This window comes from Bacillus sp. MAG717A, from assembly GCF_036884855.1.
GTDB lineage: Bacteria > Bacillota > Bacilli > Bacillales > Bacillaceae > Bacillus > Bacillus safensis.
The window spans coordinates 484555-507924 of record NZ_CP145733.1 but is presented as its reverse complement, the minus strand read 5'-3'; the positions used below and the strand labels follow the sequence as shown (position 1 = coordinate 507924).

General features: G+C 40.1%; 24 protein-coding genes. 10 read left to right on the top strand and 14 right to left on the bottom strand.

Features of this window, described 5'->3' with window-relative positions; genetic code table 11:
* Positions 1-7: 7 nt before the first annotated feature.
* Positions 8-1339, bottom strand: coding sequence for a hemolysin family protein (locus V6Z54_RS02685; RefSeq protein WP_039177491.1), 1332 nt, complete (start codon positions 1337-1339; stop codon positions 8-10).
* A gap of 58 nt (positions 1340-1397) precedes the next feature.
* Positions 1398-1838 (bottom strand): MerR family transcriptional regulator, encoded by a 441-nt coding sequence (locus V6Z54_RS02680; protein ID WP_034667702.1) that lies wholly within the window; start codon positions 1836-1838, stop codon positions 1398-1400.
* Between the two features lie 335 nt (positions 1839-2173).
* Between V6Z54_RS02680 and V6Z54_RS02675 the strand changes: the two genes are divergently transcribed.
* Positions 2174-3556: a hemolysin family protein gene (locus tag V6Z54_RS02675; protein WP_075611094.1), complete on the top strand. Its 1383-nt coding sequence runs from the start codon at positions 2174-2176 to the stop codon at positions 3554-3556.
* Between the two features lie 89 nt (positions 3557-3645).
* Positions 3646-4038, top strand: coding sequence for a hypothetical protein (locus V6Z54_RS02670; RefSeq protein ID WP_034282242.1), 393 nt, complete (start codon positions 3646-3648; stop codon positions 4036-4038).
* Here the strand turns inward: V6Z54_RS02670 and crcB (V6Z54_RS02665) are convergent.
* Genes crcB (V6Z54_RS02665) through V6Z54_RS02655 form a run of 3 tightly spaced genes read right to left on the bottom strand, consistent with a single transcriptional unit; the run spans position 4025 to position 5517 of the window.
* Positions 4025-4399, bottom strand: a complete 375-nt coding sequence (gene crcB, locus V6Z54_RS02665; protein ID WP_338527671.1) for a fluoride efflux transporter CrcB — start codon at positions 4397-4399, stop codon at positions 4025-4027. The genes V6Z54_RS02670 and crcB (V6Z54_RS02665) overlap by 14 nt on opposite strands.
* Positions 4400-4795 (bottom strand): fluoride efflux transporter CrcB, encoded by a 396-nt coding sequence (gene crcB / locus V6Z54_RS02660; RefSeq protein ID WP_041089610.1) that lies wholly within the window; start codon positions 4793-4795, stop codon positions 4400-4402. It abuts the gene before it with no gap.
* 5 nt (positions 4796-4800) lie between these two features.
* Positions 4801-5517: a glycerophosphodiester phosphodiesterase family protein gene (locus tag V6Z54_RS02655; protein ID WP_041089612.1), complete on the bottom strand. Its 717-nt coding sequence runs from the start codon at positions 5515-5517 to the stop codon at positions 4801-4803.
* Between the two features lie 304 nt (positions 5518-5821).
* Between V6Z54_RS02655 and V6Z54_RS02650 the strand changes: the two genes are divergently transcribed.
* The 3 genes from V6Z54_RS02650 to V6Z54_RS02640 all read left to right on the top strand — a co-directional run bounded on the left by V6Z54_RS02650 (position 5822) and on the right by V6Z54_RS02640 (position 7937).
* Positions 5822-5923 carry a YhdX family protein gene (locus V6Z54_RS02650; protein ID WP_008359843.1) on the top strand — a complete coding sequence of 34 codons (102 nt, stop codon included), beginning with the start codon at positions 5822-5824 and terminating at the stop codon, positions 5921-5923.
* A gap of 164 nt (positions 5924-6087) precedes the next feature.
* Positions 6088-7176 (top strand): mechanosensitive ion channel family protein, encoded by a 1089-nt coding sequence (locus tag V6Z54_RS02645; RefSeq protein WP_338527670.1) that lies wholly within the window; start codon positions 6088-6090, stop codon positions 7174-7176.
* 14 nt (positions 7177-7190) lie between these two features.
* Positions 7191-7937 (top strand): NAD-dependent protein deacylase, encoded by a 747-nt coding sequence (locus V6Z54_RS02640; RefSeq protein WP_269104027.1) that lies wholly within the window; start codon positions 7191-7193, stop codon positions 7935-7937.
* A 40-nt stretch (positions 7938-7977) separates the two neighbouring features.
* On the opposite strand, the gene V6Z54_RS02635 is transcribed toward V6Z54_RS02640, so the two are convergent.
* The gene (locus V6Z54_RS02635) at positions 7978-8832 is read right to left on the bottom strand and encodes a polysaccharide deacetylase family protein (RefSeq protein ID WP_041089616.1); all 855 of its coding nucleotides are present in this window, start codon (positions 8830-8832) and stop codon (positions 7978-7980) included.
* A 296-nt stretch (positions 8833-9128) separates the two neighbouring features.
* Here V6Z54_RS02635 and dat point away from each other — a divergent pair, with 296 nt between their 5' ends.
* Positions 9129-9986, top strand: coding sequence for a D-amino-acid transaminase (dat, locus tag V6Z54_RS02630; protein ID WP_305960920.1), 858 nt, complete (start codon positions 9129-9131; stop codon positions 9984-9986).
* Positions 9987-10031: 45 nt separating this feature from the next.
* Here the strand turns inward: dat and V6Z54_RS02625 are convergent, their stop codons facing one another.
* The gene (locus V6Z54_RS02625; protein WP_041089619.1) at positions 10032-10538 is read right to left on the bottom strand and encodes a universal stress protein; all 507 of its coding nucleotides are present in this window, start codon (positions 10536-10538) and stop codon (positions 10032-10034) included.
* Between the two features lie 556 nt (positions 10539-11094).
* Here V6Z54_RS02625 and V6Z54_RS02620 point away from each other — a divergent pair.
* Together V6Z54_RS02620 and V6Z54_RS02615 are read left to right on the top strand one after the other, a co-directional pair.
* Entirely contained in the window at positions 11095-12852 is a 1758-nt protein-coding gene (locus V6Z54_RS02620) for an ABC transporter transmembrane domain-containing protein (protein ID WP_041089621.1), read from the top strand.
* Complete coding sequence (locus V6Z54_RS02615; RefSeq protein ID WP_073979241.1) at positions 12849-14864, top strand: ABC transporter ATP-binding protein; 2016 nt, start codon at positions 12849-12851, stop codon at positions 14862-14864. The genes V6Z54_RS02620 and V6Z54_RS02615 overlap by 4 nt, the downstream gene beginning before the upstream one ends.
* Before the next feature lie 117 nt (positions 14865-14981).
* On the opposite strand, the gene V6Z54_RS02610 is transcribed toward V6Z54_RS02615, so the two are convergent.
* The 7 genes from V6Z54_RS02610 to V6Z54_RS02580 all read right to left on the bottom strand — a co-directional run bounded on the left by V6Z54_RS02610 (position 14982) and on the right by V6Z54_RS02580 (position 21260).
* Positions 14982-15599 (bottom strand): NAD(P)H-binding protein, encoded by a 618-nt coding sequence (locus V6Z54_RS02610; protein ID WP_041089626.1) that lies wholly within the window; start codon positions 15597-15599, stop codon positions 14982-14984.
* A gap of 286 nt (positions 15600-15885) precedes the next feature.
* Positions 15886-16089: an alpha/beta-type small acid-soluble spore protein gene (locus V6Z54_RS02605; RefSeq protein WP_024425744.1), complete on the bottom strand. Its 204-nt coding sequence runs from the start codon at positions 16087-16089 to the stop codon at positions 15886-15888.
* 235 nt (positions 16090-16324) lie between these two features.
* The gene (ugpC, locus tag V6Z54_RS02600; protein ID WP_075611097.1) at positions 16325-17431 is read right to left on the bottom strand and encodes a sn-glycerol-3-phosphate ABC transporter ATP-binding protein UgpC; all 1107 of its coding nucleotides are present in this window, start codon (positions 17429-17431) and stop codon (positions 16325-16327) included.
* Between the two features lie 143 nt (positions 17432-17574).
* The gene (locus tag V6Z54_RS02595; protein ID WP_075611098.1) at positions 17575-18450 is read right to left on the bottom strand and encodes a helix-turn-helix domain-containing protein; all 876 of its coding nucleotides are present in this window, start codon (positions 18448-18450) and stop codon (positions 17575-17577) included.
* Positions 18451-18470: 20 nt separating this feature from the next.
* The gene (locus V6Z54_RS02590; RefSeq protein WP_003211787.1) at positions 18471-18680 is read right to left on the bottom strand and encodes a YheE family protein; all 210 of its coding nucleotides are present in this window, start codon (positions 18678-18680) and stop codon (positions 18471-18473) included.
* A gap of 152 nt (positions 18681-18832) precedes the next feature.
* A complete protein-coding gene (locus tag V6Z54_RS02585; protein ID WP_338527669.1) occupies positions 18833-20191 on the bottom strand; it encodes a YheC/YheD family protein in 1359 nt (452 codons plus the stop codon).
* Complete coding sequence (locus V6Z54_RS02580) at positions 20148-21260, bottom strand: YheC/YheD family protein (RefSeq protein WP_073979237.1); 1113 nt, start codon at positions 21258-21260, stop codon at positions 20148-20150. Before V6Z54_RS02580 ends, V6Z54_RS02585 begins: the two co-directional genes overlap by 44 nt.
* Before the next feature lie 214 nt (positions 21261-21474).
* Between V6Z54_RS02580 and V6Z54_RS02575 the strand changes: the two genes are divergently transcribed.
* Positions 21475-22608: a DUF445 family protein gene (locus V6Z54_RS02575; RefSeq protein WP_073979236.1), complete on the top strand. Its 1134-nt coding sequence runs from the start codon at positions 21475-21477 to the stop codon at positions 22606-22608.
* 121 nt (positions 22609-22729) lie between these two features.
* Entirely contained in the window at positions 22730-23086 is a 357-nt protein-coding gene (locus V6Z54_RS02570) for a YlbF family regulator (RefSeq protein ID WP_024425750.1), read from the top strand.
* Positions 23087-23370: the final 284 nt, after the last annotated feature.

The window sequence follows — 23370 nt, the reverse complement described above, 5'->3', positions numbered from 1 at the left end:
TTTCTTATTAAGAAGCGCCTTCTTCAGCTGCTTCTAATAATTGTTCATTTAACTTTTTTACTTCGATGTATGCCACATGGTGTCCATCGACTTCATTAATGATAAATTCATAGCCTTGTTCACGAATGGCGTCATTTTTCTCTACTTCATATTTCTGAGTAAGGAACCAGCCACCGATTGTGTCGACCTCTTCATTATCAAGCTGTATACCTAATAGCAGGTTGACTTGATCAACAAGGACCTTGCCATCAAAGATGTAATGGTCTTCTCCAAGTTTACGCACTTCGTTGATTTCATCAATGTCGAACTCATCACGAATTTCACCAACGATTTCTTCAAGGATGTCTTCAACGGTCACAAGACCTGCTGTACCGCCATATTCATCTGATAAAATGGCCATGTGTACACGTTCACGCTGCATTTTGAGCAGTAAATCATGAACAGGAACCGTTTCAATCACATGAATAATCGGATTTACAAACTTTTCGATCGTATCGCTTGTAGAACACTCACCACTAATGCAGGCAGTGAGAACCTCTTTAATGTTTAGAACACCGATAATGTTGTCTTTGTCGCCATCTTCAATTGGATAACGTGTATATTTCTCTACCTTTGTTACCTTCAGCATTTCCTCAATGGTAATATCATGAGGAAAGCTGACAACTTCGGTACGAGGAATCATAATTTCTTTCGCCAGACGGTCATCAAATTCAAAAATTTTATTTACATATTTGAATTCAGACTGGTTAATCTCGCCGCTTTTATAGCTTTCTGATAAAATAATCCGCAATTCTTCTTCAGAGTGCGCCATATCATGCTCAGATACTTGCTGAAGACCAAACGCTTTCGTTAACAAACGAGCAGATCCATTTAATACCCAAATGAACGGGAACATCACTTTGTAGAAGATCATCAGTGGTCTAGCAAATAGAAGGGATACTTGCTCCGCCTTTTGAATGGCGAGTGTTTTTGGTGCAAGCTCTCCAACAACAACGTGTAAAAACGTCATGATACTAAACGCAATAATAAAAGTGACAATAGAACTAGCTGATTGAGGAATCGACAGCTCTACAAATAGTGGAGCAAGCATATGCGCAATTGTTTCTTCCCCTAACCAACCAATTCCAAGAGCGGTAATGGTAATACCAAGCTGACAAGCTGATAGGTACTCATCAAGGTGAGTCGTTACATGCTTGACAGCAACTGCTGTTTTATTACCTTCTGCGATTAACTGATCAATTCTTGAGCTTCTTAAGCGAATGATCGCGAACTCTGATGCAACGAAAAATGCGGTTAAAGCTATAAGTAAAGCAACTATGAGTAAATTAACTATGTCCAATTAAGGCCTTCGTTCTGACTTTGAGAACGAAGGTAACACCTCCTGTTTAGTAAAAATTTTAACTTAACAGCAGTAAAAATGATTGGACAGCCGTCATTTTTTCAGGAGTAAGCTGCTCTTTTAGTTTTTCACGTTGTTCTGGCTGAAGCTGCTTACAACGTGCCAAAATGCGGTCCATATGCTCATTCATCCGATCGATATCAGAGGTTAAATGGACAAGTTCATCATGATCTTCCTTTTGAGAAGGGAATTGTTCATCTAATCTGGATTTGATGTCAGAAAGAGCCAATCTCTGCTGTTTGCAAAGAACGATTAATTGTAATCGTTTTAAAGCATATTCATCGTAATAACGATAATTTGAGCATGATCTAACAGGCGCAAGCAAACCTAGATTTGTATAATAATCTACAGTTCGTTTCGTCACCTGTGCAATCTGTGCTAGTTCACCAATACGATACTTTTTCTCAGCCCCATCTGAACATCTCCTCCTAACCGTCACGTTATAGTTTATGAAAATAGTTTAATATAATTCTAGTCTGAAACACAAGTTAATTGTTCATATTCCTGCCAATAAGAAGAAACAGAGGAGGCTTTCCCTCAATTTAGTCAGTCATGTCAAAAACAGCATGATGATACAGGAATTTTCAGATTATTTATGGTAAGATAAAATGAATACCGTTTCATATATATGTAGAGAGGCGGAATTTTACGTGAACCGGAGGTGGTTAAGTGGGGCCCTCAATGTAGTCTTATTTAATCAGTTAACCGTTTTGCAAAACATAACACATCAATCAGGAGGTGACTCCTTGTTCTTCTAAGAAAGAGCAAGGTTAAATGGACGATATTGTTAATCTGAGTATAGTCGGTGTTTTGATTGCTTTAACAGCTTTCTTTGTTGCATCTGAATTTGCCATAGTAAAGGTGAGAAGTTCAAGAATTAATCAGCTTGTTGCCGAAGGGTCCAAAAAGGCCATCATGGCGAAAAAGGTGACATCAAGGCTAGATGAATATTTGTCAGCCTGTCAGCTCGGTATTACAGTGACATCCCTTGGTTTAGGGTGGATTGGTAAGCCGGCTGTGAAAGAACTTTTGGTTCGAGGTTTTGGTTTGACAAACATTCCTGATTCAGCAATCAGCCTGATCTCAGCAACACTTGCGTTCTCTATTATTACCTTTTTGCATGTAGTTGTAGGTGAGCTTGCACCAAAAACGCTTGCCATTCAAAAGGCGGAAAAAATGACGCTATGGCTGTCAGGCCCGCTGCATGCATTTTATATCCTTATGTTCCCGTTCATTTATGTGTTAAACGGGTCAGCCCGTTTGTTAACTAAAATGATGGGCATCGATATGGGGTCTGAAAAAGAACATTCCCATTCTGAAGAGGAATTGAAGATTTTATTATCTGAGAGTTTAAAAAATGGGGAAATCAACCCATCAGAATATAATTATATGAACAAGATTTTCGATTTCGATAATCGAATTGCCAGAGAGATCATGATACCGCGGAGAGAAATTTGTGCGATTCCAGAAGATATGCCGTTAGATGATATCCTCGCCATCATGACGCAGGAAAAGTATACTCGTTTTCCTGTGTTTTCAGGAGATAAAGACCATGTTATCGGCATGCTGAACAAAAAGCAGCTCTTTGCAGATCTTGTATATCAAGGAGAAAAAGATCAACTGAAAATTCAAGATTATATATATCCAGTGATTGAGGTCATCGACACGATTCCTATTCAAGAGCTTCTCGTCAAGATGCAGCGTGATCGAATGCATATGGCGATCTTAACTGACGAATATGGTGGAACGTCTGGACTTGTCACAACGGAAGATATTTTAGAAGAGATTGTCGGTGATATTCGAGATGAATTCGATGAAGATGAGCAGCCAGTTATTCAAAAAAGAGCCGACCATCATTATGTTTTAGATGGCAAAGTGAGATTAGATGAAATTCAAGATTTGATCGAGATTTCATATTATGATGAGGAAATTGATACAATCGGCGGGCTTATCTTAAAAGAGAATATTGATATCAGAGAAGGACAATCCGTCTATCTTGATGATATTCGAATGAAAGTGCTGGAAATGGATGGACGTTACGTTAAAAAGATTGATTTGAAAAAAGGCATCACATCGGCAGAAAAAGGCAGTGCACGCACTGGGCTTGATATAAAGGAGCCGCTGCTAGTAAACGAAATGACCTTGAGCGAAAAATAAGCTCAAGGTTTTTTAGGTATTTAGTCTCTTTTAAACGAATGTGTGTTCGGTATATAATGAGAACAAACGTTCGATAAAGGGGGATGGACATGCTTTGGTATGAAACAGCAAGTATCACGGAGAAAAAAACATCAATGAAACGAATTGAGTTTCATTTAAAGAATTTCAAAAATTATCAAGCAGCGATCTTAAATATCGAAAGGCAGCTTGAAAAAAGAAGCCCGCATCATCTCGACCACATGACACGGAAAAAGTTAGAAGAGCAAAAAAGTCAGTATGAACTCATCGTTGCTTGTATTGAAACGGCATTAAAAGAGTTGGATGAAATAGAGCAGCAGCTCATCGATTACAAATATTTTCGAGATTGGCGGATGGCAAAATGTGCAATGGAAATCGGCTATAGTGAAAAAACACTCTTTTTGATGAAGCGCCAGCTCATGGATCAGTTGCTCATCAGCTTAGCCGCCATCACCAATATTTAAAAAGATGCTGTCCTATTTGATAAAACGCAGCAAAGAGGCATAAAGACCCGATGATTGTAACCAATAAGTAGACAGCAAGCTGTCCAATTTGCCGCTCATGTAGCATGGACGCAGCCTCTACACTAAATGTAGAGAATGTTGTAAAACCACCGAAAAAACCAGTCCCAATGGTCATAAGCACCGGATCATTGTCAGTCACTGCACCTGTCAGTAAACCTAAACCGGCTGCGCCGAGTAAGTTGATGAGAATAATACTATACGGAAAACGAGTATGAAACTTGGTTTTCTGAATCGATTGACTGAGGAAAAAACGAAGGGCACTGCCCATCCCGCCAGCAACAGCTGTATAAAATACAATCATTTATCTGCTTCCTTTCGGCTGCTCATTTTGTTGAAAGAGGCGCTGAGCGGTAATCAGTCCACATAAGGCAGCGCCCACTCCAGCAATCACTGAGAGTAGAATATACATGACACTTGATGTAAACAGTCCATCCTGTAATAAGAGAACTGTTTCTTTAGAAAAAGTGGACATTGTCGTAAAACCACCGCAAAATCCTGTTCCGATTAAAGCAGCAAGATATTTTTTTCCCTTCCGAAACATAAAATACCCTGTTGAAAAGCCAAGAAGCAGACTGCCTGTAATGTTTTCAATCAGCGTTGCATAGGGGAATGTGTGGCTGACAACGGACTGGCTAAGTTCATATCTGCAAAGGGTACCAACCAGTCCACCGATAAATACGGCGAGATATGCTTTCATTTACATCATTTCTCCTTTAGAAAAAATGGCGGGTGATCCGTCACCACTCCATCAATGGGGTATGTTTTAATCCTGTCGGCTGTTTTTTGGTCTTTCACTGTCCATATAAAGACATCCATTCCAAATGAGTGGATGCGATCAATCCACCATCTGTTGATCATCGTTTTCTTCATATTAAGGCAATCCGCAAAGGAGCTGTACTCCGCTAATTTCCTTTTCGTCAGTTTGAAGGCAGAGGGTTTTATAATAAAAGCTGTTCGAAGAGAAGGGGCATAAGCTTTGACTCTTTGAAGGGCATAGGCATCAAAAGATTGAACCATGATGTGACGGGAATAGGCAAACCGGTTGATGATGTCGACAACTGCCTTTTCAATCCCAATCTGCCGTTTTGGATGCTTGATCTCAATCAGTATCCCGACACGCTGACTGTATCTTTCAAGGATTTCCTGTAAGGTGGGAATTCGTTCGTTGGCGTACTGAGAACCAAACCAGCTTCCTGCATCCAGTTTCTTCAGCCGATCAAGTGTATAACTTTTCACTAATCCGCTTCCGTTAGTCGTTCGATCAACGGTATCATCATGGATGACGGCTATGTGCTGATCCATTGTTAGCTGGACGTCTAACTCAATATAATCCGCACCCTGCTGAACAGCTAAATCAAATGCGGCCATTGTATTTTCTGGGGCAGCGCTTGATGACCCTCTATGCGCGATAATATACACATGCTCCAGCTCCTGACATAAGTTCTGGTCTTATCATATCAAATTTTTGCTGTTTTTCCTTCTTTACTATATGGAACGAGGGAGAGCTGTATGTAATGGAACATGGCATGTGGTGAGAAGCATCGTGTATGAAAGGTGAAAAGTTGCAGGAATATCCCAAGCTCTTATTGAGTAAATCTGAACTACATCATTTTTTCTTCGATCAATTTTGTCCAAATCGTCAGTGTTCGTCAAAATATTAGTGCTTTCGTCATGTTGACTGAAAATTCTGATGTTTTATAATGATGAAAAGGAGGCGAGATGATTGGGTAAAGGGAGAATTAGAGTGGAAGAACGTATTAAGGTCGAAACGGATGCTGAAATGTTTAAAGCGACTCTCCTTGATCAGGCTCAGAAGAAAAAGTAGTTTGCTGCCCGTCGATATGTCTCTAGCCAAAATTTCATATTTGAACATCATGCCTCGGGATCAGTCCCGAGGCTTTTTATGTAGAGGTCAGACATTTAAGAGAGGACATGAACGAAGGTTATATTATAAACTAGAGAGGATTGTTTTAAAGGAGAGAGACAGACATGTTTACACAAAAATGGATGGATACATATTTTACAGTAGATATTGCGATCCAAATTGGAATTAGCCTTTGTATTTTATTGCTTTTTTTATTGCTTCGGAAAGTATTTACGAAGTATTTATTTCAACTTCTGTTTAGGCTGACAAATCGGTCTAAGACGGAGGTCATTAACCAAATCGTTGTGGCATTTGAAAAACCAGCGAGGCTGTTTTTCGTGGCACTTGGTTTATATTTTGCGTTAAGACAGGCACCATACTTTGAGCATCATATGGATGTCATCATTAAATTGTATAGATCCTCCATTATTTTGATGCTGACGTGGGGACTTTGTAATTTAACCGCAGCATCTTCCTTCTTATTTCAAAAGGTCAATTCGAAATTTGAATTAGAAATGGATGATATTTTAGCACCGTTTTTATCAAAGGTACTTCGTTTCATTATTATCGCACTAAGTATTAGTATCATTGCACAAGAATTTAATTATGATGTCAATGGACTTGTGGCAGGTCTTGGTTTAGGTGGTCTAGCCTTTGCGCTTGCCGCTCAGGATACAGTGGCTAACTTTTTTGGAGGGATTGTCATTATTACAGAGAAGCCTTTTACGATGGGCGACTTTGTGGAGACACCAAGTGTTCTTGGGACTGTTGAAGATATTACATTTCGAAGCACAAAGTTTCGAACACCTGCTGAAGCCGTTGTGACCGTTCCGAATTCTACGCTTTCTAAGGAGCCGATCACAAACTGGACGAGAATGAATAAACGTCAGATTACGTTTTCTGTTCGCGTTTCCTACAATACACCAAAGGAAAACATTGATCAGTGTATTAAGCGTCTCAAACAGATGCTTCACGAGCATGATGGTGTGCATAAGGAGACGATTATCGTGAATCTCGATGTATTGGCAGACAGCTATTTGAACTTGTTTTTCAACTTTTATACAAACACGACAGCTTGGTCTGAAAACCTTGATATTAAGCAGGACATTAACTATCGCATCATAGATATTTTCCACGAAGAAGGTGTAGAATTTGCTTTCCCTGGACAGACCATTTATATGAAACAAAAAGGCGAGAAACAGCTGGGTGAATAAAGGAGGAATGGTACGTGGATCAAAAAAAGGTGGAAGCGCTAAGAGAGAGAATATCGCAGGCTTCACATATCACAGTACTCTCAGGTGCAGGTATGAGTACAGAATCGGGTATTCCTGATTTTAGATCAACGGGTGGATTGTGGACGGAAGATACTTCTCGCATGGAGGCGATGAGCCGGTCCTACTTTTTATCAAATCCTCATCAATTTTGGCCGAAATTTAAGGAATTGTTTCAGATGAAAATGAGCGGGGAATACGAGCCAAATAGCGGGCACATCTTTTTAGCCAGCCTTGAGCAACAAGGGAAATATGTGGATATTTTCACCCAAAATATTGATGGTCTTCATAAAAAGGCGGGAAGCCAGCGCGTATATGAACTCCATGGCTCCATTCAAACAGCTACTTGTCCATCGTGCCAGGCGGTATATGATTTGCCGTATTTGTTAAAAGAAGCGGTGCCGGTCTGTCAAAGGGTTTTCTCTGACGGCAGTACGTGTGGACGTGTGCTAAAAACAGATGTTGTTCTTTTTGGAGATATGGTCAAACATTTAGACCAAGTGGAGACATCACTTCAGAAAGCGGACATGCTGCTCGTCATGGGGACTTCCCTAGAAGTAGCGCCAGCAAGATATATTCCAGAAGATGCAGCTCACGATTCTTCCATCTTCATGGTGATGATGAATTTGAGTGAAACAGAATTCGATCCGCTTTTTGATCTTGTCTTTCATGAGCGAATTGGCGATCTCGTGAAAGCTTTATAAATCATTAAAAAACCCGCATCCTAAAGGTGCGGGTTTTTCTTTATTGCTGCAGCGGCTTCATTGTTTCATCAAGAACTTCAAATGTATAGCCTTTTGCCTTTAGCTGCGTGATTAAGCTGCTTAAGTATTTTGCCGTCGCCGGCTGATCATGCATTAAGATGATTTTTGGTTCTTTTGGATATTTTGTCTCCAGCACTTGCAGTTGATTTAATACCTCTGGTACATATTTTGAGCTTTTATATTTCCAGTCAAGACTGTCAATGGTCCAGTCCCAGTACACAAAGCCTTTTTGTTTTAAACGTGCTTTTTGCTGATCGGTTAAATTTGGGGTGCTGCCATAAGGTGTTCTTACAAGATGGGTATACTCACCTGTGACAGAAGCCAAAATGCGCTGATCTTCCTTCATCTCGTTAACAGGAGAATCACTTTTTTGATAAAAGCGTTTCACATCATGGGTAATACCATGAAGCCCTAATTGATGACCTTCTTGATGGAGTCTTTTCACAGCTGCCGGGTGTTCTTTAATCTGCGGCCCGAGCATAAAGAATGTAGCCTTCACTTGATGCGCTTTTAGCACATCTAACAGCTGATTTGAAGTCGCTGATGGCCCATCATCAAAGGTTAAAAAGATTGTTTGATCCGTTATATGTTTATTTGAATCGATCTTAAAATGTGCATCTAATGTTTTCCTAGAAGCATCTTTTGCTTTCATACTAGTGCTTGTGTCCCTAAATTGACTGCTCGCAGACAATTTCGCCGGCTGATCTGCTGCCTGCATATTGGTTTTGGACATATCCCAAATAAAAAAGAGGATCAGTGTCAGGATGACAAAACCAATCGCTTTTGAGAGCAGCATTGTGTTTGAAGGTGTCTGTTTTTTTTTAACCCGTTGCATTACAATCGCTCCAATAAATCAAAAATTTGTGTCGAATCATGTAGTGGATTCTGTCTTTTTCCGCTGTTTTTTGTCATGTTTATATGGTGTCAGTATACAGGAAAAAAGAGCCTATGAATATAGAAGATGCTAAAAAATTGGAATCTTTTTGGTTATGAATCTATATTTGTTACAATAGAAAGTTATCCATTTCATATGATGTGAAATAATTCTGAATAATCATTGAAACGTACTCATTTATCCGCTAAGATAGCATCAGATTCAACCATTATTGTAAAGCGAAGGGGAGATTCCATATGAAAGTATTGTACAATGGAGATTTCGTTGAAAAAAAGGATGCACATGTTGATATTGAGGACAGAGGCTATCAATTTGGGGACGGAGTCTATGAGGTCATTCGTGTATACGATGGTACTTTGTTTACGTTAAAGGAGCATACAGAGCGTCTGTTCAAGAGTGCAAAGGAAATTGGTATTCATCTGCAAGGTACAGTATCTGATATGGAAGAAAAGTTACAACAGCTCGTCGCTCACAATCAATTGGCAGATGGCGGTGTGTATATTCAAGTCACGCGGGGTGTCGCCCCTCGTAAACATCAATATAGTAATACTCTTACTCCTCAAATCACGGCATATACGTTCCAGGTGAAAAAGCCTGTTCAAGAGCAGAAAGCTGGTGCAAAGGCCATATTATCTGAGGATCTTCGCTGGTTAAGGTGTGATATCAAAAGCTTAAATCTTTTATATAACATCATGGAAAAGCAGAAAGCATCTGAAGCTGGTGCGTTTGAAGCAATCCTGATAAGAGACGGTTTTGTGACTGAGGGAACCTCCTCGAATGTATATGCCGTGATTGATGGCGTGATTCGCACTCACCCTGCAAACAATCTCATTTTAAACGGCATTACCCGTAGAAAGCTGCTGGAGGTATGTGAGGAAGAAGGATGTACTGTTGAAGAAAATCGAATAAGCAAAGAAGAACTGCTGCGCGCTCAGGAAATCTTCATCAGCTCGACGACGGCTGAAGTCATTCCGATTGTTGAAATAGATGGTGCGCCAGTAGGGGAAGGTGTTCCAGGCAAGCTGACAAAGCGCGTACAGGAAGGCTTCCAGCAAAAAATTAAACATGAAAGTGAAGCATCGATCTCTTCATAAATAAAAAAGGCTGTAAACATTAGTTTACAGCCTTTTGTGATGCATTTATTTCACAATAAGCACAGGTATATCTGATTTTGCTGATAACTTTTCACTCACACTGCCAAATAGCATTTTTTTCAATCTGCTTTGGTCACGTGCTCCCATGACGATGAGGTCTGCTGATATTTCCTCAGCAAATTCGATAATCGCTTCCGCTGGTTCTCCTTCTACAATTTCAATGGCAGCCTCAAACTGTTCCTCATTTAAAAGCATTCTTGCTTCCGCAACGACCTCTTCTGTATGGTCTTCAAAAATCAAGGGACTTTGCTGTTCATCATGAGGCACATACACAGGGGGTGTTTGAAGATCTGCCGTACCGCCGCCGATATAAGCTCCGCCAGTCATTGGGCGCGGTGCATCAAACACCTGTCTGCCTGTTTTGCCATCATGGGCATAGGCAACGGTCAGCTTGGCATGCAAAGTTTTGGCTAAAGCGATTGCCTTCTTTAATGCTTTCTTACTGTCTTCATGTCCATCAAATGCAACGACCATCCGATCAGCTTGAAACAATGTCCTCATTCCTTTCAAAAGGAGTCTTTACACTCATGGTATACCCGTTAATAGAAAAAGATACACATAAGGGAGATTGATTTTTGTTAGAAAATTTCATTTATTGAAAAATATTTATTGACAAAATGGTGACAGCCACTATAAGATAAAAAAAGATTCAAGAGCCAAAAGGAGGAAATGTCATGTGCAACATTGGAAGAATGAAATCAAACTGCATGAATGGGTTGATTCACGTGACAATTACACCTTCATTGGTCATTGAAAAGGAACTCGTATGTTCCAATTGATCGGATGAATCAAGGCGTATGTTGCGTATTTGTCAACATGCGCCTTTTTACATGACGAAAAGAGGCGTACCAGCCAGCTGGTGGCCTCTTTTTTTGTTGTATTCATTTCGCATTCCGAAATAAAGGGATGGAAAACAACAAGTAAATGAAGAGGAGTGAAAGCATGTGAACATGCCAAAATCAAGACAAATGACAAAAACTCAAAAAACGAAACAAGGTGACTTGCAGGAAAATTTAGAAAGCGGCTAGCTTGAAAAGGAGAGACAAACATGTTTTCAGTATTTGCGAAATTAGGCTGGTTCTTTAAACAAGAGTGGAGGCGTTATACAATCGCTATTACGCTTCTGCTCATTGTGAATGTGCTTGAAATGCTTCCGCCAAGATACCTTGGCCAGGCAGTGGATGACATTCGTTCTGGTCAATTTACAACATCCAGTATTTTGTTTTATGTGACCATTTTTTGCTTACTAGGTGTCGTCGTCTATACACTTACATATTTTTGGATGTATCAGTTATTTGGCGGCGCAAATGTCATGGAGCGTGTGATGCGCGGGAAACTGATGCGCCACTTGCTGAAGATGACACCGACCTTTTATGAAAAGAAAAAAACCGGTAACTTAATGGCATTAGGAACAAACGATTTAAATGCTGTGGCCTTAACGACAGGTTTTGGCGTTCTGACCTTGGTTGATTCCACTGCTTATATGCTGATGATCTTCTTTACGATGGGTCTGACAATTAGCTGGAAATTAACCTTAATGGCGATTCTCCCTATGCCGCTGATGGCGCTCTTGATTGCGTTTTATGGCAGCAAAATCCATGAGCGCTTTACTGTCGCTCAGGATGCATTTGGTGATATGAACGATCGTGTTCTTGAATCAGTGGCAGGCGTTCGAGTCATTCGGTCTTTTGTACAGGAGAAACAAGATGTCGAACGCTTTCGCGAAATGACAGATGATGTATTCCAAAAAAACATGCGAGTGGCGATCATTGATTCCTTGTTTGAACCGACAGTGAAATTACTTGTAGGAATCAGCTATTTAATCGGAATCGGCTACGGAGCCTATCTCGTATTCCAAAGTGATTTAACCATTGGGGAGCTTGTTGCATTTAACGTCTATCTTGGCATGATGATCTGGCCAATGTTTGCGATCGGCGAATTGATTAATATTATGCAAAGAGGAAATGCGTCGTTAGACCGGTTGAATCATACACTCAGCTACAAGCCGGACGTAACAGACGCTGCTCAGCCGAAAACGTTACAAGAGCCTGGAGATATTGAGTTTGATCATGTGACATTCAGGTATCCAACTTCACCTAAAGATAATCTCATTGATGTGTCCTTTACCGTTCGAAAAGGGCAGACGATTGGGATTACAGGCAAAACGGGAAGCGGAAAAACGACCATTGTCAAACAGCTTCTGCGCCAGTACCCGGCAGGTGATGGGCAAATCTTGCTATCAGGTGTTCCAATCCAAGACATTGAATTAGATCAGTTATTTCAATGGATCGGATACGTACCTCAGGATCATATTCTTTTCTCAAAAAGTGTGGAACAGAATATGCGATTTGGTCATCGGGATGCGAAACAAGATGAGTTAGCACAAGCAATCAAGGATGCTTACTTTGAAAAGGATTTACGCCTTCTGCCAGAGGGTCTGGAGACCATGGTTGGGGAAAAAGGTGTGGCGCTGTCAGGCGGACAAAAACAGCGAATATCCATTGCACGTGCTTTATTAATTGATCCAGACATTTTAATTCTAGATGACTCATTGTCTGCGGTAGATGCAAAAACAGAAACCGCTATTTTAGAGAATCTAAGACAAAACCGTCATGGCAAAACGACGTTTATTACGACTCATCGCCTATCAGCTGTTGAACATGCGGATCTTATTCTTGTCATGGAAGAAGGACGTATTGTCCAAAAGGGCACCCACAACGAGCTTATCCAGCAGGATGGGTGGTACAAAGAGCAATTTTTGCGTCAGCAGCTGACAAATCAGCTGGAAGGAGGGGATGAGGCATGACAACAGGAAGAAGACTTCTTGCCTACGCACTCCTATATAAGAAAGTACTGTCTGTTGCCTTAATCTTTCTGATGATTGCAGTTGGTGCTGAGCTGACAGGACCTTTTATTGGGAAGAAAATGATTGATGATCATATTTTAGGTGTAGAAAAACCGTATGTCGAGGTCAATGAAAAGACAGACAAAACCGTTTATTACCAGGGAAATAACTATATACGAAGCGATCGATTAAACAATGGAATGGAATCTGGAAAGCAAATTAATGTGGTGCAAGTCGGGTTCGGTTACTATTTTGTGAATGAGCCGATTCGTTTTGATGGAAACAGAAAGATATCGGGAGATCAGCTCACCATTGAAAATGGGAACGAGCGTGAGACCTACGAGGTACAGCGTTTATCAAAAGAAGAGATTTTTGCTTTTTATCAGCCAGAAATCAGTGGTTTGGTGCAGCTTGTTCTATTTTATCTAGGGCTGCTCATCGTTGCGATTTTCTTTCAGTATGGGCAGCATTACTTGCTCCAGAGGATTGCAAATCGAATTATTCAAAAAATGAGGGTAGACGTCTTTGAGCACATCCAAACGCTGCCGATCCGATATTTTGATAATTTACCGGCTGGAAAGGTTGTCGCGAGAATCACCAATGACACGGAAACCATTCGTGACCTATATGTCACAGTCCTTGCTAATTTTGTGACGAGTGCCATTTACATGATTGGGATTTACATTGCCATGTTTTTATTAAATGTGAAGCTGGCACTCATTTGTTTGGTCGCAGTCCCGATTATTTTCCTATGGTCGATGACTTACAGAAAGTTTGCATCCGTGTACAATCACCGAATTCGTTCGATCATCAGTGAAATCAATGCCAAGCTAAATGAAGCTATTCAAGGGATGACCATTATTCAAGCGTTTCGTCATGAAAAAGCGACGAAAGAGGAATTTGATGAGCTGAACAACAATCACTTTCGGTATCAGCGAAAGATGCTGCATTTAAATTCACTTCTTTCACATAACTTGGTTAACCTGCTGCGAAATTTAGCCTATGTGGCGCTCATTTGGTATTTTGGCGGTGCATCGTTAAGTGCGACAGGCATTGTGTCCATTGGTGTGCTCTATGCGTTTGTCGATTATTTAAATCGATTGTTTCAGCCGATTACAGGTATTGTGAATCAATTCTCCAGATTGGAATTAGCAAGGGTTTCATCGGAAAGGGTGTTCCGATTATTAGATGAACCAGGAACAGAAGTGGAAGAACCAGTTCAGAAGAAGCTGGAGGGACACGTTCAGTTCAAAGATGTCACCTTTGCTTATAATGAAGGAAAAAATGTCTTAAAGAACATTACGTTTGAAGCAAAGAAAGGTCAAACGGTTGCACTTGTGGGGCATACTGGTTCTGGGAAAAGCTCGATCATGAACTTGCTGCTGCGCTTTTATGACATTCAGCAAGGAGACATTCTCATAGATGGCGAAAGCATTTATGATCAGTCGCGTCAAACGCTGCGTAAACAAATGGGCATTGTGCTGCAAGACCCGTATTTATTTTCGGGAACGATTGCCTCCAATGTCAGCTTAGGAAATGAAGAGATCAAAAGAGAAACCATTGAATCCTCATTAAAGCAAGTAGGCGCAGCAGAGTTGTTGAAGCACCTGCCGCAAGGCTTTGATGAACCAGTCGTTGAAAAGGGAAGCACCCTTTCCTCAGGGGAACGTCAGTTGATTTCATTTGCACGCGCATTAGCGTACGATCCAGCGATTTTAATTTTAGATGAAGCCACCGCCAACATTGATACAGAAACAGAAGCGATCATTCAGCGGGCGCTTGATGTAGTTAAAGAAGGACGAACGACTTTTGTGATTGCTCACCGATTATCCACGATTAAGAAAGCCGATATGATCTTGGTGTTAGAAAAAGGTGAGATCGTCGAGCGTGGCAGTCATGAACAACTCATGCAGCAAGAAGGACTGTATGCGCAAATGTATGAACTGCAAAAGGGTGCTGTTGCAAACAGTTGATGAATAGTAGAAAAAAGAGCCTCTTCAAATTGAATGAGGCTCTTTTCATTTGCATGAAAAAGTCGAGGATTCTGTCCTCGACTTTTACTGATTATATTGTTTGGACAGGCTGCACCATTAATAAGCGATGCCGACGCGTTGATGTACAAACTCCTTCGAATTTAACTGCTGATATAAAAAGTGTGCGGTATCTTCAACTGAAATTATCTTTCCATCTATAGGGAGAAAATCTTTCTCATAGCGATATGACCGTGTCACTTCTCCATCTGGTAAATAGGTTGGACAAATAATGGTCCAATCTAGATCAGTCGATTGAAGGATTTCAAACGCTTTCGCATGCTCTTTAGCCGCTCGGGAAGTGGTCCGCCTTGATTCATTTGTTTCAAAACGGAAAAGCTCCGGCTGCTGCCTTGCTTTTAAAATACCTGCTGTACCAATTGTAATAATTCTTGATGTATTTGTTTGCTTCATGGCTTGTACGATATGCTCCATTGAAACAGATAATGTATCATCACCATCTGTTGATAGACAGCTCACAACAATATCTGCTCCTTTGATTGTCTCAAGCACATCTTCTCGATTTCTTGAATTGCCGGTGACTTGAAACATACCCGCAAGCATTTCTTCTCGGTTTGTCCGAATCAATGAACGAACCATGTAACGATCATCTACTTGAACGAAACGAAGAAATGCTTGTCCTACACGTCCATGAGCACCGAAAAGAGCTATTTTCATCTGTTCGATCCCTCCACTACATACTATAAGTGAAAAGAACCCAAAATGGTACAACTTTTATGTGATGCTTTTTTTATAAAGATGAAAGGACCGAATACTATGAGCATATTCACATAATAGAGAGATCCCTACAAATTGTAAAAGTTCAAAGTTCATACCGGAAATAATGTCCATGAAGATCCGCTCCTTTCTATTACATGATATGAGCTGAAAGGAGTTTGGTGAGGGATAAAAACAAAAAAAAGAAGACACCATAAGAGGTGCCTTCTATGATCCAAATATGAAATTAAGCTTTTGTTCCGCCAAGGTTTTGTTGAGCGAAAGACACAAGACGTTTTGTAATTTCTCCACCAACTGAACCGTTAGCACGAGATGTTGTTTCTGCTCCAAGGTTTACACCAAATTCAGAAGCGATTTCGTATTTCATTTGATCGATCGCTTGCTCTGCTCCAGGAACTAGTAATTGGTTTGAACTATTAGAATTTGCCATGATGTGATTCTCCTTTTTGTATATGATTTATTTTTTTGGTTGGGTTTGCTGGAATCGCACCAGCGAAATGATCAAGTCATTTGCCACTTGGCGAAACCCAATGCAGTAACTGCTTTGTACTAAGTATTATGGTTGTTTCCGAAAAAAACATACGAGAAAAGAACATGGTAAATGTTGTGTGAACATACAAAAACCATCACCCAATTATGAGTGATGGCGCTGCTTTTATATCTTTTTATTGTGCTGATCGAATGCGCAACTCAGTATGCGAATCAAAGAAATGGGCTTTGTTCATATTAATCGCAAGAGGGATAGACTGTCCGGCCTGTACATCGGTACGAGAATCAACACGTGCAATAAACGATTGACCATCGATAGAAGAATAAAGCATCGTTTCTGCTCCCATCAATTCAGCTACTTCTACGTCAGCATTAATTTTTGTGCCTTCAGACGCCTCTATAAATACTGGTTCATCGTGAAAATCTTCTGGTCTGATGCCTAGTATGACATCCTTTCCAATATAGCCTTGACTGCGTAATACTTTCATTTTTCCCTCTGGTACACGAATATGTGTTTTTCCAACCGCGATGGCGCCGTCAGAGAGCTTTCCTGTAAAAAAGTTCATCGCAGGTGAGCCGATAAATCCACCTACAAACACATTCTCTGGGTTTTCATATACATCTTTCGGCGCTCCAACCTGCTGAATAAAACCATCTTTCATCACAACAAGGCGGGTTGCCATTGTCATGGCTTCAGTCTGATCATGTGTCACATAGATAAATGTCGTTTGCAGACGCTGATGAAGTTTAGAAATTTCAGCACGCATCTGAACACGGAGTTTTGCATCTAAATTAGAAAGCGGCTCATCCAAAAGAAAAACCTTTGCATCACGTACAATCGCTCTGCCAAGGGCGACACGCTGTCTTTGGCCGCCAGACAGTGCTTTTGGTTTTCTGTCTAAATATTGCTCAAGCCCCAATATTTTAGCGGCATTTCGAACCCGCTCATCAATCTCTGCTTTCGGAAACTTCCGAAGCTTTAATCCAAAAGCCATATTATCGTACACATTCATATGAGGGTATAATGCATAGTTTTGGAAAACCATTGCGATATCCCGGTCTTTCGGTGCTACATCATTCATCCGTTTTCCATCTAACAGAAAGTCTCCTTGTGAAATTTCTTCTAGACCTGCAATCATGCGAAGGGTTGTTGACTTTCCGCAGCCAGATGGACCAACAAACACAATAAATTCTTTATCTTCTATATGTAGATTAAAGTTGTCTACTGCTGTTACCTTGTTATCGTACACTTTATAAATTTGATTCAGCATCATTTCCGCCATTTGATGTCAGCCTCCCCAGCCCTCTTTTTTTGAAAGCGCTTTACTAGTAAATAAAGTGTATAAAATGAGGAAGAGTCTGTAAATGGACAACGTGCACAACATCCTATTTTCATTTTTGGGCAGGATGCTCATGCTTTCGTTCTTTATGAATGATCAAGTAGAGTCATCATCAAATAAGCAGCTGATGCTTCTGGAAAATGTCGTATATCTAGCCCAGTGCGCTCAATAAATTTATCAATTCGATATTGAAGACTGTTTCTGTGAACATATAACGCTTTTGCTGCCTTGGATGCGTTTAAATTACATTGCATATAGGTCATGAGAGTGCGGTAAACATCCCGGTCAAAGACCGCTTCTTTAAAAGCATCTGATATAGCATGAGAGAGGGCGGATGCATCATAACAAATGAACGATGGCAGGCATTGATAAAATGTTGCTACCCCTGATCTAAGCTTTTCTCGCTGCATGTGGCATACAAAGAGCTGTTGTTCATTTAATAATCTTATCTGTAAATGGTCATTTGGCAAATGTAGCTGCCCTTGTATAAAGACTGAGTCTGTTAAAAAATCACTTGTAATAGCCAAAGACAAATCATTTAACTGATCTAATTGACTGTTTTCTGATGTGGCATTTGGTTGAATCAGCATAGCTGTTTTAGGGCCTGTCCATATGAAATGAGTATGTTCGAGGCTGTTATTCACAGCCTCTTTTATTTGCTGTCTTTGTTCTTCTTGATGGATCATTTGAAAATAATAAACACGGACGGGATGTTGGATAGTTAGTGGTTTGTTTTCAAAAAGATAGCTGAACCATCTTTGTTCACCCTCGGTCTGCGCTTTTTGAAATAGATCAATTGGTGTAAGAAAAGAGTTGAGAAGAAGTGTTTCTCTTGCTGTAAGCTCCGATTTGTCTACTCCAAATATTTCGCCTTCGTCTGTTTGATACCAAAGAATTTGTTTGTCATGAGTAGGTGTGCTGATGATATGGTCTCCGTAAACAAGTTTTAATTTTTCTAACATGGCGGGGCTCCTTAAACAGTTTAATCATAGACATGGAATAGCATTAATTCGTGGATTTCTTCTTTTAAGGTTGGTTCAACTTCATGGGGCGGAAGCTGAGAGCCCCATTCAATGTCACCTGTTTTGTGGTAGATGCCTTCATAATGCGCACCATTGTGGAAAAAGGATATTTTCCAGCCTGGCAATTGTGCTTTCTTAAAAAGGGGTTTCCATTGGAAATGAGAAATCATATCATCATTGCCTCCTTGCTTTTATTGATGAAACAATAAACAAACACGACAACACGGAAACAACCTTGAACTTGATTTAATTGTATCTCATCTTATGAAAAGAGCATAGAAAAAGCATAAAATTAAGAGCACGACATGTGGCAAAAATGCAGTCAGTAGACGTTCGCGTGATCTGAAGTGGTGAGTGCCGTTTTTGAAAGGTAAGATGCGTATTCCATGATTCTTTTCCCAATCAGCCATTCTGATTTTTTCAAAGAGACATGCTGGAAAATCTCTCGGCCAGGGCGAGAATTGGCTTCGAACATCCAAATTGCACCTTTTTGATCAATGCCTAAGTCAAAACCAATTTCACCAATATGCCCGGACATTTTTTTATCTATCACCTGGCTAAGCATGATGGCAGTATGAGAAAGCTGCTGTAAAATCTGCAAACACTTCTTTTCTTCTGGAAAGACAGCATAAAGTGTTTTCACCGTTCCCCCGTGTAACTGGTGAGTCGTGATGGTATGATCTCCAGAAACCTTTGCTGCTGCTGCTGTGACTGTCCAATCACCTTCTTTATTTTTATTCGTATGAACTCTGAAATCCATCGGTTGATTGTCTATTTGAAGAAGCTCAATGCCTTGTTGTGCAATAAAATCATGAATTGCATGATCTTTTCGCAGCCTTTGAACAAACTGATCTATTGAATCATATGGAATAGCCCTGCCAAAATTTGAGCATACAGTGATTCCGTGATCTTCCTTTTTTAACCGATAAATACCGTCTCCATGACTTCCGTTCGTCGGTTTTAAGTATATAACTTGATGCAGGTGGAGAAATGTTTCAATTTTACTTAGAGCGTCCACGGGATCTAATTGTACAGAATGTGGGAGAAAGGACCATGTTTTTTCATCTGTTAATAGTTGTTCATGAATCTCCCATTTATTAAAAAAGTAAGGGTTGAACCAAGGGATATCATAGTCTTGAGTGAGTTTTCGCTTCGTTTCTTGAATGAGTGCCGACTGAGCAGCTTTTCTATTTGGAAGCCGGTCATAAATGACTGACGGAAGGGGAAGCTGTTTTTTAACCCATGAATCTTGCTGGTACAACAGTCCTTCTACAATTCCTTTTTCCCAATCAATAGAATGTGACCCAAAAAGATAGGCAAAACCAGCATGCTGTCTGAAAGAATGCAGCAGTTTGATAAAAAATTCTGATCTCGTTCCTAATGGCTGTGTGCTTTGCTCAAAACCTGCAGTGAAAATGCCCATCAACGGCCCTATAAAAAGTGTATGGTCAATGATGATCACATCAGCTTTTGATTGATAAGGAATCAGTAAATCTCTGTATAGATCTTTTGATAATAAAATTTTATTTGGATGTCGGTGATAGGAAATGTTGAAGCCATCTACTAAACGTGACCCTATAGCAAGAGAATAGATGGACTCTTTCTGTTTATAATGGTCGGGAAGATGAATTGTTTTTTCACTTGTGAGGTGTGGGGCGATGATGCAGCGATTTTTGTTCATAAGAAACCTCCTTCGGTTGAGACTTCATCGATTGCGCATGTTCAAGAATGTTATGAATCAATTGATGTTCCTTTTCAGGGTAAGCTTTTAAAAAAGCGTACCGTCCTGGCTTTGATCTGACATTTGATATGAATAGCCTGCCTTCACTTGTATGAAGTAAGTCTACTGCGAATTCAAAGAAAGGAGAGTAGGTTTTATCTATATATACTGGGATTGATGCCTGAATGGATGCAATATCATCTAAAAGGAGCTCCTTAATGTGTGGTTGTAATGTATTAAGATAGTGTTCAAAGCCTATCACAGGAGGTGATTTTTGTGTATGACTTAAAAGAATATTTTCTGCAGGTGATTTTGTGTGAATCCCCATGCGTTTCCATTGATTTTGTGAATCTTTCATAAGAGAAATCCTGATTTCATTGAATAAAAGTTCTTTTTGATCACTCGTGTTGAAAAATTGAAGGAAATACCTGCCTGCATATTTTTTGCACCAGCGCTCAATCTCTGACGCACGAGAAAATGTAATGATTTGATTGGAACTTAGCTGAACGGTGAATGTTGATTTGCCATCAAAGGAAATGAAGTAAGTATATGCTGCATGCTGCTGGGAGAGAGGCTGCATTCTGCAATAACCGCCAGCCCCGTTCTCCTTTACCATATTGATCAGGTCTGCGGGCTCTTTTAATAATGAGCAGCCAGGTAAATATGGATGTAAAGAAGGGAGGAGACGGAGCTGCTCAAATAGCACCATTTTATTTGAAATGCCGGTATTCAAAAAATCTGTTTTTGGATACTTTTTTAGCCATTCCATGATGGGTTTTGCTTTTTTAGATTGTGCGTCATGTCGGTAAAGACATCGGTCGTAAATCAAGTCGGGGATTGGAAACTGTGCGTCAGCAAACCCTTGGTCATGCGTATATGTTTGGCCTTGTATCAAATTTGAAGCCGGTTTTAAATCAAGTGGAGTAAATCGAACAACCTTTAAACGATAAGAAGGGGCAGCTTTGGCGAGCTGACGTGTAAATGCCTCTTCATACTGCGCAGAAAGGGTTACAATACCTAATGTAGTCATTAAAAAACACCTTCTTTTCAACTTCTTTTTTTACCACCACAAAAACATTTTTTTATGATTTTACATAAAGCTTACGCTCCTTTATCATTACGACAGATCGCTTGATCATATGTCTCGCTGCATGCTTCATTTGCTTGGGAACTTGACAACAACTATAATACCTATAGATCAAAACAATAAACATCAGGTGTTGTTTGAAAGGTAGATGACGACTTTGAATATATTCACAACGTTTATCTTTATGATTGTTATCGGCGCAGTCATAGGAGCAGCGACAAACCATCTTGCAATTAAAATGCTTTTTCGGCCTTATAAGCCATATTACTTATTCGGAAAACAGCTTCCATTTACACCAGGGCTTATCCCTAAAAGAAGAGACGAAGTAGCCAAGCAGGTTGGTGTCATGGTTATGGAGCATTTGCTCACGCCAGAAGGTATTCAAAAACGATTTGAATCATCGGAGTCAAAGCAGGAAATCCTGCGTACAGTCCATCGATATATTGACAAAGGCGCAAATATGGAGATCACCGTATTCTCCTTGCTAGAAAAATTTGGCGTTACAGAGGCTGATATCAAAGCAGATGAATGGCTCCATCAGTGGTCTGACCAGAAGCTCGCTTCACTGCTTGAAACATATAACCAGCAAACTTTATCTGAATTGCTCCCGGTAGAAGTGGAAAACAAAATATCATCAAAAATTCCAGATGCAGCAGATTATATTTTAAAGAGAGGCATTCATTATTTTGAAAGTGATGAAGGCAAAGCCAGGCTTGGCAATATGATTGATGATTTCTTAAAAGAACGGGGAATGCTTGGCAGTATGGTCCAAATGTTTCTAGGGAATTCAAGCTTAATTGATCGTGTACATCCTGAAATCATCAAGTTTTTAAGAAACGCAGAAACAAAAAGATTTTTATCAGATTTGCTTGTTAAAGAATGGGACAAGGTGAAGGAATTTTCTCTTCATGAGCTTGATGAAAAATGGAATGTGAAGGAACTTATTTTTAGTGTGAAAAACCAATTGCTTTCTCATTTCTCTACAAAGCTGATATTAGACAAACCAGTTGGAACATATGTCAGTGCTGTCGCGGATGATCTTAAAACACACTTTGTGCCAGTGTTGATTGATAAGGGGATAGGAGCGGCTTCAAATGCTATAGAGGGTCTGCTTGCTAAGCTGCAATTTGAAGAAATCATTCGTGAACAAATTGAACTTTTCCCGCTTGAAAAAATGGAAGAGCTTGTAGTCAGCATCTCCAATAAGGAGCTGAAGATGATTACATTTCTAGGCGGTCTTTTAGGCGGGATGATTGGTGCTATCCAGGCTGTTTTTGTGGCGCTATTCTAAGACGAGTTAGAGAAATTTTGATGAATTCATTGTATATATGTGAAACGAAAGCCATAGTTTGTTATAGTGGAGTGGTGTCCGCCGATCATATCGGTGATAACGGATAGAAAGGAGACATAACATGTCTGTAAATCTTTACGATGTTGCATATGACCTTGAAAAAGCATTACGTCATAGCGAAGAATATTCAACTTTAAGAAATCTTTATGATGAGGTAAACGCGGATGAGTCCTCTAAAAGAATGTTTGAGAACTTCCGTGACATTCAAGTAAACCTTCAACAAAAACAAATGACTGGTCAAGAGATCACACAAGAAGAAGTGGAGCAAGCTCAAAAAACAGTTGCGCTTGTTCAGCAGCATGATAAAATCTCTCAGTTGATGGAAGCAGAACAACGTGTGAGTGTTCTTATCGGTGAATTAAATAAAATTATCATGAAGCCACTTGAAGAGCTTTATGGGAATCCAGAAGAAAACTAATGGAAAGGGCGATGTCATTCGCCCTTTTTTGTTTTATCTTTTCTCTTCAATATCTTTTAAAAAAAGGTTGTCGAAGCACATAAATTCTGCGATAATACTTATATTGAAAGTGCTTTCAAAAAGGCGCTATCAAGGGACAATTGGGTGCGTTTCACTTGGGATTTATGGCAGTGAGCCAAACGAGAGAGAAGCGCTTCTGGGAGAAACGCAAAGCATCATAAGGGGATCTGATATAAGCAATGCTTTGGTGTGTGAAAGATAAGGGGATCATGGGGAGCTTCATC